The 13,763-nt window shown below is 37.1% G+C and carries 10 protein-coding genes and 1 tRNA gene; 4 read left to right on the top strand and 7 right to left on the bottom strand.

Annotated features, from left to right (window positions below; genetic code table 11):
- Nucleotides 1–29: 29 nt before the first annotated feature.
- Nucleotides 30–103 (top strand) — tRNA-Arg (locus tag QNJ50_RS05470).
- 508 nt (nt 104–611) lie between these two features.
- Here QNJ50_RS05470 and QNJ50_RS05465 read toward each other — a convergent pair.
- The 7 genes from QNJ50_RS05465 to leuB form a co-directional block, all read right to left on the bottom strand.
- On the bottom strand, nt 612–1,775 hold the full coding sequence (locus tag QNJ50_RS05465; protein ID WP_300632987.1) for an IscS subfamily cysteine desulfurase: 1,164 nt from the start codon (nt 1,773–1,775) through the stop codon (nt 612–614).
- A gap of 287 nt (nt 1,776–2,062) precedes the next feature.
- On the bottom strand, nt 2,063–3,394 hold the full coding sequence (locus tag QNJ50_RS05460; protein ID WP_300632985.1) for a monooxygenase: 1,332 nt from the start codon (nt 3,392–3,394) through the stop codon (nt 2,063–2,065).
- A gap of 464 nt (nt 3,395–3,858) precedes the next feature.
- Nucleotides 3,859–5,358, bottom strand: a complete 1,500-nt coding sequence (locus QNJ50_RS05455) for an RDD family protein (protein WP_300632983.1) — start codon at nt 5,356–5,358, stop codon at nt 3,859–3,861.
- A 128-nt stretch (nt 5,359–5,486) separates the two neighbouring features.
- Nucleotides 5,487–6,947, bottom strand: coding sequence for an RDD family protein (locus QNJ50_RS05450; protein WP_300632981.1), 1,461 nt, complete (start codon nt 6,945–6,947; stop codon nt 5,487–5,489).
- Nucleotides 6,948–7,218: 271 nt separating this feature from the next.
- Entirely contained in the window at nt 7,219–8,046 is an 828-nt protein-coding gene (locus tag QNJ50_RS05445) for an A24 family peptidase (RefSeq protein WP_300632979.1), read from the bottom strand.
- 284 nt (nt 8,047–8,330) lie between these two features.
- Entirely contained in the window at nt 8,331–8,591 is a 261-nt protein-coding gene (locus QNJ50_RS05440; RefSeq protein WP_300632977.1) for a hypothetical protein, read from the bottom strand.
- Between the two features lie 143 nt (nt 8,592–8,734).
- Complete coding sequence (gene leuB, locus QNJ50_RS05435; RefSeq protein ID WP_300632975.1) at nt 8,735–9,823, bottom strand: 3-isopropylmalate dehydrogenase; 1,089 nt, start codon at nt 9,821–9,823, stop codon at nt 8,735–8,737.
- Between the two features lie 548 nt (nt 9,824–10,371).
- Between leuB and QNJ50_RS05430 the strand changes: the two genes are divergently transcribed.
- The 3 genes from QNJ50_RS05430 (at nt 10,372) to QNJ50_RS05420 (ending at nt 13,528) form a co-directional block, all read left to right on the top strand.
- Nucleotides 10,372–10,917, top strand: a complete 546-nt coding sequence (locus QNJ50_RS05430) for a CAP domain-containing protein (protein WP_300632973.1) — start codon at nt 10,372–10,374, stop codon at nt 10,915–10,917.
- Between the two features lie 59 nt (nt 10,918–10,976).
- On the top strand, nt 10,977–11,606 hold the full coding sequence (locus QNJ50_RS05425) for a ribonuclease H-like domain-containing protein (protein ID WP_300632971.1): 630 nt from the start codon (nt 10,977–10,979) through the stop codon (nt 11,604–11,606).
- Between the two features lie 242 nt (nt 11,607–11,848).
- Entirely contained in the window at nt 11,849–13,528 is a 1,680-nt protein-coding gene (locus QNJ50_RS05420; protein ID WP_300632969.1) for a TAXI family TRAP transporter solute-binding subunit, read from the top strand.
- Nucleotides 13,529–13,763 lie beyond the last annotated feature (235 nt).

Here is a 13,763-nt window from a genome sequence, read left to right as displayed (position 1 = left end):
ATTGCCAGAATATTATTTCTGCATTAATTGGGCGCGTAGCTCAGCCGGATAGAGCAACTGCCTTCTAAGCAGTCGGTCGCAGGTTCGAGTCCTGCCGCGCCCGTTTTTTAATTTGATATATTTCGTAAAGACGTGATACGTCGTGTCTTTATAAGTCAAAAGTTAAATTTCCAGTCCTGACTCCCGACTCCCGTAGAGACGTAGCAGAGGCTATGACTACGTCACCTACGGATCCGCCGACGCCAAAGGCTCTGCTACATCTCTACAACTCCTGACTTCTGACTTCTGAAATAAAAAAACCCACACTCATACGAGTACAGGTTTGGTTACACTTGCGTTAATTTGTCGTTTGGTCGTGTTTAATTCTCCTCAGAGCATTTTACTCATTCAACTCAGTGCAATCCGGTTATTTCGATTTATGTTGATGTATAGTTATATATAGCGGTTTTCATTTGAATCAAATACATTTTCTAATCCCAAATGTAGAGACGTAAAATTTTACGTCTCTACGAGGTGTACTACACTCAACCGAAAACCGCTATATCTTGCGTTCGAATCGTGACTTTTCGAATTGTGACTTCTCGAATCGTGACTTCAAGGTAACTATGATCTCAAACTAAACTTGCTTGCTTGCGCAAACTTTGAACCGTAGAAACAAAGTGTTCCCCTACTTGCTCAATTTCTTCAATGGTATTGAATCTCCCAATTCCAAACCTGATGGAAGCATAAGCTAGTTTTTCTGAATGACCCAAAGCCATCAAGACATGGGAAGGTGCAGTACTAGCAGAAGAACAAGCAGCACCAGAAGATACCGCCATCACTGGTTGTAATCCTAATAGTAATGCGGCTCCGTCCACTCCCTCAACGCTGACATTTAGATTTCCTGGAAGTCTTTGGGTGGGATGTCCATTCAGATGAATTCCTTCGAGTTGGGAAAGCTTTTCCCATAAAATTTCTCTGAGGTGAGTTAAACGTTCGCATTCTGTAGTTTGTTCTTGTAAAGCAACTTCTACAGCTTTCGCAAAACCAACAATTTGAGGCGTATATAAAGTACCCGATCGCATTCCCCGTTCGTGTCCTCCACCATGTAATTGTGGTGCAACCTTAACTCTGGGGTTACGACGACGAACATACAGCGCACCAATACCTTTAGGTCCATATAACTTATGGGCTGTCATTGACATCAGGTCAATATTCATTGACTCGACATCCAAAGTTATTTTACCAAGGGCTTGGGCAGCGTCAGTGTGAAATAAAACGTTGCGTTCCCTACAGATTTTCCCTATTTCTGCTAATGGTTGTAATACTCCAATCTCATTATTTGCCGCCATCACGGACACCAAAACGGTATCATCGCGGAAAGCTTCTTCTAACAAATTGAGATCAATTAATCCATCTGCTTGAACGGGAAGAAAAGTGATTTCAAATCCCATAGATTTAAGGTAATTACAGGGATCAATTACTGCACTATGTTCTGTGGAGACAGTAATAATATGCTGACCCTTTTGAAAATATGCTTCTGCTACACCCTTAATAGCTAAATTATTTGCTTCCGTTGCACCACTGGTAAAAACAATCTCCTCTGGTGTGGCGTTAATAGCTTCTGCTAAGACTTCCCGTGCTTTCTTGACAGCAGCTTCCGTTTCCCAACCATAGACATGATTGATACTAGAAGGATTACCAAAATGCTCCGTAAAATACGGTAACATCGCAGCAACTACCCGTTCATCAACTGGGGTAGTAGCGTGACAGTCGAGGTAGATAGGGCGTTTCATGGTTTGGTTGGGGATTGGGGGTTGGGGATTGGCGACTGGCGATTAGGGATTGGAGTTTGTTTCAAAGTCCCCCTTTCCAAGGGGGATTTAGGGGGATCCCAGAATTAACTTGGTTGATTAGGGGTTTGGAGTCTTCTTTTTCAAAGTTCCACTTTCCAAGGGGGATTTAGGGAGATCCTAGAATTAACTAATAGTGTAAATGAATAGCTTCAAAACACTTCCTAAATATTTAAGTTAATTACTAAACACTATACCCAATCACCAATCCCTAGTCCCCAGTCCCCAACTCAAACCAAACCCTGACTCAGTACGCGCCACATAATTTTCGGGTGATATAAAGCAAAGGGGGATTTCAACAATTGAGATACTTCTAAAAATAAAGACAAAACATCAGGATCTGAATGTGCAAGTTTCATTAAGCTATCAGAATACCATTGCAGTACTTTTGGTAACTTCGTTTGTTTGCTTTGACCCATCGTAGTAATCGTACTGGGAAAGAGTAAATCTCTACTTGTTGCCGAATTCCAGTGTTGTGAATTACTTTGAGCTAAACTTTTTTGGAAATTTAAGGTTGGATTTTGCAACCATTTTTGCAATACCAATGCTGATAATGCACTAACTGTCATCCCTTGACCGTAAACAGGACACAAAGCACAAACAGCATCACCCAAACATACAAAGCCTTTAGGCATTTTTATTTTTTCATAGTGACGTAACCGATTAGCAGTGTCACGATAACCATAAATAGGTGATGTGGGTTCCGCATCTGCGATCGCCTGATAAAATTTATCTGAAGGTAGACTGCGAGCAAAATCTAGAAAACCAGACTCATCTGCTGGGGGAAAGTCTTTTCCATAACCTCCCAAAGTTGCAATCCATTCACCATTCTCAATTTTTGCTAAATATCCTAAGCGAGTTGCATTAGGGGGAGAATGGGAAATTAAGATTACTTTCCAGTCATCTCCAAAATTCTTAGGTTGTTTGTAACGACGCGTTGCATAACCCAAAAATGGGTTGATTACGGTTTCTGTTGGGGGAGTAAAACCTAAATTTTCTAACCAAGAAGGTGTTTGGGAATGACGTCCGCTAGCATCTACTACTAGTTTTGCCATTAAACGTTGCTCTTGTTTCGCTCCGTTAACTGATTGTAAAACTGTTACACCACAAATTTGAGTTTTACAAGGATTTGCGAGTAACCCAGTGACGCAAGATTCTTCTACAAACTTTATTTGGGAAAATTTTGCCAACCTACTTCTGATTGCCCATTCTAATAATGGGCGAGAACAAGTAACAGAAGTTATATCAGTTGGAGAATCTACTGTTGCGCCCCATTCTCCATTCATTAACAGATGAAATTCTCTTGGCCAGTCTATCGGCAGTGCACCAGCATCTGCAAGGTCTTTACCAATTCCAGGAAATAAAGTATCTAGAATCCTGAAACCTTTAGCAAATAAAATGTGTGGTTGCAAAGACTGTGTGACCCCGTTACGACGATCGGGTTTGTCGGGTAATTTGTCTGTTTCCAGGATTGTAACCGAACTGAAACTATCGGCAAGCACTCTTGCTGCTAGCATTCCAGCTATGCTACCACCAATAACAATCGCATGATTTTCCTTCATTCCTACACCGACCGTCTTAACTTATTAAACATATATATTCTTACACTAAATATTTTGAGATTTGCTTTTTTTTACGAGATTTATTCAAAATCAAAAATATTATCAAAAGCGTAACTTTTATGAACTTAATTAGATTTGTATTAACTTTTGTATCTACAGATTTAACAGTAATTATTTAATATGTTTAGTTAATACCAATATTATCAAATAAATAATTATCAATTATATTCTTAATTTATCCACAAAAATACTAATTTAATATTGATTATTATTTACTTTTTTTATTAAATAAAACCTGTTAAATAGCTAAATATTTGCCAATGTAAATAAACTAGTTAATTAATTTTTTTGTGATATATAGCAATCGTATTTGATTTGTAAACCCCTACCCTAAATCCTGTAAAGACGTGACAGAGTGTGCAGCATCGGCGTTAGCCTCTGTCACATCTCTACAATGTTGATTTTCACGAATGATTTAGGATTACTATAGTTTTTGCAAAAATATCATGTAAACTCTGCCTTTTTCGTGTGAAAGCAGTTATCAAAAATCCAATCATTAATAAAGCTATGGATAATGATTTAGTCCAATACCGAATATTAGCTTGGACAAATGAAATTTTATTTTGACTTAAGTCAGTTATATGAATATCTAAAGATTGCTTTCCCAGAGTGGCTTTTTTCGCAGACATTTCAAATGAAATAAAATAAAGCCAATTAATTATGATTCCGAATAAACTGGCAATAATATCTATTGTACCTATTTCTTCAGGAGATATTATAAAAACAAAAAGAATAGGGAAAAATCCACAGAATGAACTTATCCATACGGTTCCTCCAATATCCAATAAATTCTCCGATTCAGTTATGAATCCTGTTGAATATGCTAAATATACCGCACAAACACCGAACAATATACCAATAAAGAATAATATAATTAGATCGGTTAAATAAGCTAAAAATCGCATCCAAGCGTTAGCGTATCTAATATTTTTTTTAACTTGAGATTCTTGCTGAACTGCTTTTTTCGCTAAATGCTTGATATTTTTAGGTGAGGGTTTGATAGAAGAAGGTAGAACTGTATCTATTTCTTCCAGCTTTTGTAAAATTATCTGGGTATTTCGTGGGCGTTGATATGCAGAATGCGCCATCATTTCATCAAGGATATCTGCAAATTCTGGTGAAATTTCAGGCGTTAGATCGCGCCACTCTAATACGTTCGTACATGGATCGTATAACTGACTTGGAGACTTACCTGTTAACAAATAAATAAATGTACGTCCCAAAGCAAAAAAATCTGATTGTTGTACTGCTTGACCATTAATTTGTTCTATTGGAGTATAACCAGATGAAATAATCCCTGTAATATCCCCAACAGCTTTTTTTGCAACATAAGTTTTAGTTACTTGTCGCACTGTACCAAAATCAATTAGCGCCAAATGTCCATCAGTTCGCAACATAATGTTGGAAGGTTTAATATCGCGATGAAAAAAGTGTTGGCTGTGTACTTCTTGTAAAATAAGTGTTAATTCTCTTAGCCATTTAAGAGCTAACTGGGGATGTATTGGTTTATTTCCCTGTTGTTGAATATATATAGATAAATTTAAACCCTCAATTTTCTCCATCACCAAACAGTGCAAATGTTTTTGACTGTTGCGGGGAAGATAGAGAAAATACCCGTCTTCTTCAACTTTGGGGATACCCGGATGGTTTAAAAGCTTTAGTACCTCAGCTTCTCGTTGAAATAACTCTACTGCTTTGGGACGTTCATCTATCAAGACTTTTAATACTTTGGATTTACCTTTTTTGTCTGTTAATTCATAGGTTTCACCAAAACCACCACCCCCCAGCTTAGTTTTGACCCGATAGCGCCCCTGTAACAATAATTCCGAACCACAGGCTCGACAAAATAGCATGTCACGATGATTATTATGCTCGGAGCAATGCGGGTTAATGCAGATGCTCATAAAAATACTTGATATTGCTAATTTTTTGTGTGTTTATAGTGTTACGACCTTTGTGTCAAAAGTAAATCAGTAACCTAAAGTATTAAATTAACAACATGACAAGTATAAAAAACTCTAAAATAGCAAACTTATCTTTTTTTAATGATAAAAGTGTTAGATACCTTATCATGTAAAGCTTGTTTTTGAAGGGTGAATGCAGCAAGAATATATCCTAACATTAATGAAATCGTAGATATAATGTTTGCAAAATATCGGATATTTGCTTGGAGTAAAGAAATTTTTTCTTGACTGGAGTTAGTGACATTAATATTTAAAATTTGTTTCCCAGGAGTACCTTGTTTAACTGAGCTTTCAAACAAGGTAAAATAAAGCCAATTGATGACGATTCCAACTATAGTGGAAATTATCTTTTCTCGCTCAGTATCGATTAATAAACCAATCGTTCCTGAAAACCATCCAACTGAACCCATCCATAGGGAAGTATGGATGTCATCATCTCTAACTGGAATTCCAACAAAAGACAAAATAAAGGGTAACAGAACACCTATAACATTACCAATGAAAAATAGAATAATTAAATCAATTGTAAATGCCAAAAAGCGTTCCAATAAACTGGCATATTTAACATTAAATATTACTGGATTAAATTGATGTATAAGGCTATTTGTTGAGGGTTTAACATTAACTTCTGGGGGAAAAATTCCATCGATTTCTCCCAGTGTCCGCAAAATAACTTGGGTATTTTGTGGACGTTTAGCAGCGGAAACAGCCATCATCCAATCGAGAAGATCTGCAAATTTAAGTGATATTCCAGGTACAACATCGCGCCATTCTAATACGTTTGTATATGGGTTATAAAATTTATTAGGATCCTTACCAGTAAGTAAGTAAATAAATGTGCGTCCCAAAGCAAAAAAATCTGACTGCTGTACAGCTTGACCGTTAATTTGTTCTAACGGGGTATAACCAGAGGAAATAATACCAGTAACATCACCAACAGCTTTTTTCGCAACATAAGTTCTAGTAACTTGTCGAACCGTACCAAAGTCAATCAGCGTTAAATGTCCATCAGTTCGCAACATTATATTAGTAGGTTTAATATCGCGATGGAAAAAGTGTTGGTTATGTAGCTGTTGTAAAATGATTGTTAATTCTCGTAACCACTTAATGGCTAATTCTGGATCGATAGGTCTATTCCCCTGCTGCTTTAAATATTTATACAAAGTTAAACCTTCAATTTTCTCCATTACCAAGCAATGTAAGTTTCTCTTGCTATTTCTTGGTATATAAAGAAAGTAACCATCTTTTTCTACTTTAGGAATACCTGGATGATCTAAAAGGCTTAGTACTTCTGCTTCTCGTTCAAATAACTCTACTGCTTTAGGAGCATTATCAATTAAGACTTTCAGTACCTTGGTTTTACCAGTATTATCTATCAGTTCGTAAGTCTTACCAAAGCCACCACCCCCCAACTCGCGTACAACTCGGAAGCGTCCTTGTAGTAACAATTCCGAACCGCAAGCCTGACAAAACTGCATATTACGATCATTATTAGGAGCAAAGCAGCGTGGGTTGATGCAGAGGCTCATACAAACACCGAATAATTATGAATACTTTTGTATGTCTATCCAGTGTTACTAGTTTTGTGACAAAAGTAAATAAGTGGTGCGGAGTATTAAATAAACAGTATCAAAAAATGATATCAAAAAACGTTATCAAAAATTTTCTTTTATATATTGGGGTAGGATAATTTTCCTTACTATAAATCGGTTTTAATGGCTTATGAAAAATTTTCCTTCATTCTTCATTTATCTCAATATTTTATTTTCTAACCTCTCCTATCAATAGCTTTGATTGTGCTTAGTTAAAAAAGAGTTGTAAGTAGCTTGATAAAATCATATCACCAACTAATAAAGAGATAGTTGCACCAATTGCTAAGTGTGGACCAAATGGGAACGCTTTACTTTTTTTTTGCTTTTTCGACGAAACAAAAAAAACCTTCACACCACCGTGGATGGTCACTCCCGAACAACAAGCAAGAAAGCAAGCTAACAATAAATATTTCCATCCTAACCAAGCTCCCATCATTGCTGCGAGTTTTGCATCTCCTGCTCCCATTGCAGTTTTCCCTAAAATAACTGAACCAAGGTTTGCGATCGCATCAAATAACCACAAACCCAAAATTGCTCCTCCAACCGAGAACATAATTTGATTAATAATTTCGGTGGAGTTTCCCGTTAACCAACCGATACATACATGAAATATTATTCCTAGGACTAAACCGGAGGTCGTTAAAGGATTGGGTAGGGTCATCGTATCGAGATCGATGAGTGATAAAGCTAATAACCAACTACAAAAAATCCAATAACCAATTGTTAAGGGAGAAAATTCAAATATAGAAAAAATGAGTAAAAATATTAATCCTGTAACAGCTTCGACTACAGGATAACGAGCAGAAATCTTCGTTTGACAAAAACGACAACGTCCTTTTAAGGAGATCCAACCAATTACGGGAACATTGTCATAGGGTTTTAGCTGGTTTAAACACTTGGGACAGCGAGAAGGTGGAAAAATTAAAGACAGTCCAGCAGGTATTCGATAAACTACAACATTAATAAAACTACCAATGGATGCTCCTAAGGCAAAAACAATTATACTTGCCAGAATTACAACTAAAATTTCACTCATATTCCCGCTTATTAGTCCATCTGCCAAAAGTATTGTTTACAGAGTTATAACATTGGCGAATGGAAATTGGCGAGATGTTTGGAGTGTGGGAAATGTGGGGAGTATGGGGAGTGTGGGGAGTGTGGGAAGTGTGGGAAGTGTGGGAGGATGAGGAGACTAATTACCCATTACCCATTACCTATTCCAAACACCAAAAAATTGTAGAGACCTAGCACCGCTAAATCTCTACCTTGGGAATCTGGTATAACCAAAAAGAAGATTGATATGACAAATCACCAAAACAACTAATACACACAAGATTCTATTTGCTCAAGAGGTATAAAACGTTCTTCTGGTAACAATACGGGTTGGCTTTTAAAAATTACTTTACCCCGATGATTCTCACGATGAATCGCAACTCCAGAAGCATATCCAGTTATTTCTGGATGAACCTCACAGTGGGTGTGATAAATATTGCCAGCAGCTTTAATCAGAGCAGCGTCGATTAAAGTTGATGGGGGGTTCTGCTCCGGATAAATAGTCTGGTTTTGCTGAAAGTTATACACAACTGTTTGGGTTTTGTATTTTGGGTTTCTCTTAGTCTATCCAAAATTCATGACGTTATTTGTAAAATTTTCGAAATAAAACTTCAAAACCAAGCTTCAACATGAAGCTTCATAATTGAAGCTTTAATTATTAGGTTACGCCATCATACTTTTTCTAAAGTTTCGGTCAGCACTTCACCCATTGCACTGCACCCTAAAAGTTTCATTCCTGGAGACATTATATCCCCTGTACGCATATCTTGCTGTAGGATTAAAGACACAGTATTTTCAATCGCATCTGCAGCCTGTGGTTGATTTAAACCATAACGTAGCATCATTGCAGCACTTAAAACTTGAGCTAAGGGATTAGCTTTATCCTGTCCTGCAATATCAGGAGCAGAGCCATGAACGGGTTCGAATACTCCTGCTCCTGAAGCACCCAAGCTTGCAGAAGGTAACATACCTATACTCCCTGTAAGCATCGCTGCAGCATCAGAAAGAATGTCGCCAAATAAATTACCGGTAACAATAGTGTCAAATTGTTTTGGTGCACGTACTAGCTGCATTGCAGCATTGTCAACATACATATGAGAAAGTTCTACATCAGGATAATCATTGGCTAGATCGGTTATACGATTGCGCCATACCTGGGAAACTTCTAAAACATTGGCTTTATCTACAGAGCATAGTCTACTTTGGCGTTTGCGAGCGGCTTCAAAAGCAACTTTACCAATACGTTCAATTTCTGATTCGGTATAAACCATTGTGTTAATACCGCGTTTTTCATTGGTTTCGCTCGAAAAAATACCTTTGGGTTTACCAAAGTAAATTCCACCGGTGAGTTCCCGAACTACCATGATATCTACACCTTCAACAATTTCTCGTTTGAGTGTGGAAGAATCGATTAATTCGGGTAAAATTTTCGCCGGACGCAAGTTTGCAAAGAGTTCTAAGCCAGCTCGCAGACCTAATAAACCAGCTTCTGGACGCAGATTAGAAGGTAAGGAATCCCATTTGTAACCGCCAATTGCAGCTAATAAAACAGCATCACTATTACGACACATATCTAGAGTTGCACTTGGTAGGGGTTCACCTGCTTCATCAATTGCAGCACCACCAATTAATGCTTCTTGAAATTCAAATTGCAGATCGAATTTTTTCCCAACGACCTTAAGCACTTCTACCGCTACGGTCATGATTTCAGGTCCAATTCCATCGCCAGGTAAAAGAGTAATGCGGTATTGTTGCGCCATAAGTTTGCTTTCTTGTGGGTAGATGTTTGGCAAGAAATCGAAAGTTCTCGCGACTATATATCATACCCACCCAGGTATACCCGTGACCGTTCTGTTTATCAAAAGCAGCAAATATTTCATGCTTGTACAGGGTCGGGAGCAAAAATGAAAATAATTATTAACTATTAATGTGTCTCAAACATAAAGTGATGTCCCCATAAAATCTAAACTGCTAAGTTATTTTTCTCACAAATATGCCTTTTTCTCACAAATACTATCTTCTTTAATTTCTAATTCAAGTAATATTTTTACTGAGTCTTAATTCAGAAATATTGCTGTTGTAAATAATTAACTTTATATATTTTTTACTTTTATTTTCCAATTATTTCACACCTAAAGTTCGGAAATAGGCTTGTCTTGACTGGAATACATAGATGTGCAAATATTTTTTCATACTATTAAATACTAACAGTATAGTTGTATCATAAACTACTAATTGCTATATAAATTCTTAAATAAAATCCTAGATATTGATTCCTTTATTGTTAATATTACTCACATAATTTTCCATGATTCGACAAACTGCTGTAGGGTTAGCCATAGGTTCGGTAATATTTGCCAGTGGATTAGCATCAGAGCCTTTGCCAAGTCATAGTTCTACACAAATCAGGACTCACAAAAATAAGTCTTTGTCGGTTTCATTGCAGGAACACAACCATAATAATTTCAACCTAAGTAAGCTAGAAAAGTCAGTTTTTCAGAAAATAAATCAATATCGAGCTTTTAAGGGTTTACCAAACCTGAAGTTAGATAACAAGATATCTCAACAAGCAAGAATTCATAGTGAGAATATGGCTAAGTGGAAAGTACCCTTTAGTCATAGTGGATTTGAAAAGCGAGTTAAAGCTATTCCCCTTACTTACACTAGCGCAGCGGAAAATCTTGCCTTTAACCAAGGATATGATGATCCCGCAGAGGAAGCTATGGATGGTTGGATAAAGAGTCCCTCACATTTGAAGAATATAGTGGGAAATTACGATCTTACTGGTATTGGTGTTGCTGTAAATGATGATGGAGAAGTGTACTTAACACAAATTTTTCTGCGCAGCTATTAATTACTTATACTCAGTTTGCGTGATTCTTATAGAATAATATTTTTATTGCTTTCAGATTTATGGATTTGCAGGATTTTCAGGTTTGCGATCGCGACATTGATGAAGCGACTTTATCGAATTATTTACAGGGTGAGGCTTTAGCTGTAGATACGGAAACTATGGGACTTTTACCCCACCGCGATCGCTTATGTTTAGTACAACTATGCAACGAGCAAGGAAAAGTTAGTGTAGTTCGAGTTGCGAAAGGACAAACTACAGCTCCTAATCTCAAACAACTTTTGGAAGCAACAAATATAGTTAAGATATTCCACTTTGCCCGTTTTGATATCGCAACATTGCGTCATTATCTGAATATTCACGTCCAACCTGTATTTTGCACCAAAATTGCGAGTAAGTTAGTCCGTACATACACACCACGTCATGGACTAAAAGAGTTAGTAATGGAATTGGAACAGGTGGAATTAGATAAAAGTTCCCAAAGTTCTGATTGGGGTAACGCTGATAATCTATCGGAAGCACAGTTAAGTTACGCTGCGAATGATGTCCGTTATTTGGTTAGTCTACGCCAAAAACTTATAACTAGGTTGCAAAGAGAGGAAAGATTGGAACTCGCTCAAAAATGTTTTGAATGCTTACCTACTATAGTTACCTTAGATTTATTACAGTTTAAAGATTTGTTTGAACATTGAGTTGGGGATTGGGGATTGGCGATTGGGGATTGGCGATTGGCGTTAGTGGTAGCGTGACACGATAGTGTCATATAGGGATTAGGGATTAGGGATTAGCGAATCTGCTAATTAACCTTTTTATAAACTAAGTTAAGCCTTAGCAATTTGTAAGATTTTACCTTGAAATTTAGGAATGCAATTTTTTAGATTGTATTCATTATCAGCATGCATATTGATTGATACTTCACTCAGCAACAGCAGGTATGTCAATTATTAAGAATATTCAAGGAAGCTTGCAAAATTTCACGCGGTACAGAGTAGAAAAATATATTCTGAGTGGATTTGGAGTCTTTATTTTTCTTTCTATCGTTGTAGTTGGGTTTGTACAGGTTCGACGCAACCTTTTACCTTACAAAATTATTTTAACTGCAGGAAAAAAGACAGGAGAAAGTTATATTCTCAGTTCGGCGATCGCGAGAGTTGCTCGACAAAATAGCAATATCAAAATTGATGTTTGTGAAACAGACGGAACAGGGGATAACATTAAGAGCCTTAGAGCTGAGAGGTTAACAACAAAAGCTACATGTTTATCAGGAGCATCAACACAATATCTCAAAGCCCATTTAGCAACTGCTCAAGCTGATATTTATCCTGGTTCGGATGCACGGGTTCTAACTAATCTTTATCAAGACCATTTTCATTTACTTGTTAATCCTCAAAAAATTTCCTTACCTCAACAAATAGAAAATTTTAATATTGGTAGTTTAAGAAGTAAAACAGTTGAAACACCTAAAGGAGGAGGACAACGTAAATCTTTTGAAAATATTGCAAATAAGCACTTTAAAATTAATTTTAACTTTATAGATTCCGACCCAAAAAACGCAGATGCTGTATTTCGCGTCCGCGTTCTTGGTAACGAGCAAATTCGTAAGCTGATCGCTAGTGGTTGGAAATTAGTACCGATCGAACAAGTTAATGCTATTCAGCAAACAAAATATCCTGCTTATTCACCTTCAATAATTCCTGAGGGAGTTTATCGAGGTTCACCTGCTGCTCCAGAAGTGGATTTAGAAACAATCGCAGTACAAAGAACTTTGTTATCTAGAAGAGATGTACCTGACTGGGTTGTTGAAAAGATAGTAACTATTTTGAGTGAGTATCGTCAGGAGATAAAAAAAGAAATTCAAGCAATCGCTCAAGAGCGTTATGGTTCCCCCCAGACTTTTGATCCAGAAACCATTTATCCTTTAGTTAATCGCTTCGAACGACCAGAAGATAATAGCAATGTGCAAATTCATAAAGGTGCTCTCATTTACTATGACCGTAACGATCCTTCCTTTATTCAAGAAAATGCTGATTTTTTGGGATTGTTATTAACCATTGCTTTGTTAGTTGGTTCGTGGTTGTTAAGGATAAAAGTGTGGCGCGATCGACGGATAGAATGTGAAGCAAATGAAAAAGTCGATCGCTACATCGAAAAAGTCGTTCAGTTAATGAAACTTAATTCCAAAAATCAAGCAAGTAATTCTACAGTTGTTGAGATAACCCGATCCCTTGAAGATTTATTTGGACGTCAAGAAAAACTCAATCAGGAATTTCAAAGGGCTAGTTATTCCCTTGATATTGAAGAGATATCCCAGTCGGGTTTTCGGGTATTCAGTGAAGCTTATAAATCTGCTAGGGAGACTATTGATCGAGCAGTTGAAGAACGTCAACGAAAAATTGTTTCGAGTTATGTAAATCAGCTCAAAGCATTACTGAATCGATTGGATAGTGGAGAAAAACCTGATTTACTTTTAATTGAATTGGATCGGATTCGTAATGAAGCTGCAGGTACACTACTTCAAGAACGAATTTTCTCACGTCAATCCTTTAGAACTTTTGTTGATGCATATAACTTTATTAGAGATGCCATTGAACGTTCCTGCAAAGGTTTGAAATAATAATTGGTAATTGGTAATTGGTATACGCCCGCATCGCTGGCGCTATGTTAGCAAGGCGTGACGCGTAAGCGTCATATGGTAATTGGTAATTGGTAACTGTAGCCCGTAAGGGCGTGGCGTTAGCCATAAACTGGTAACTGGTAACTGTTAACTGATAAAAGGGAAAGGAATGATTTAACTTTCCCATACTGGAGAATTAAAAGTAATAACTGTGTTTGCGATTAAAAGTAAGCTA

This window comes from Mastigocoleus sp. MO_188.B34 (assembly GCF_030065675.1).
GTDB lineage: Bacteria > Cyanobacteriota > Cyanobacteriia > Cyanobacteriales > Nostocaceae > Mastigocoleus.
Note: the sequence above shows the minus strand (reverse complement) of the source record. Positions and strands in the feature narration are given on the sequence as shown.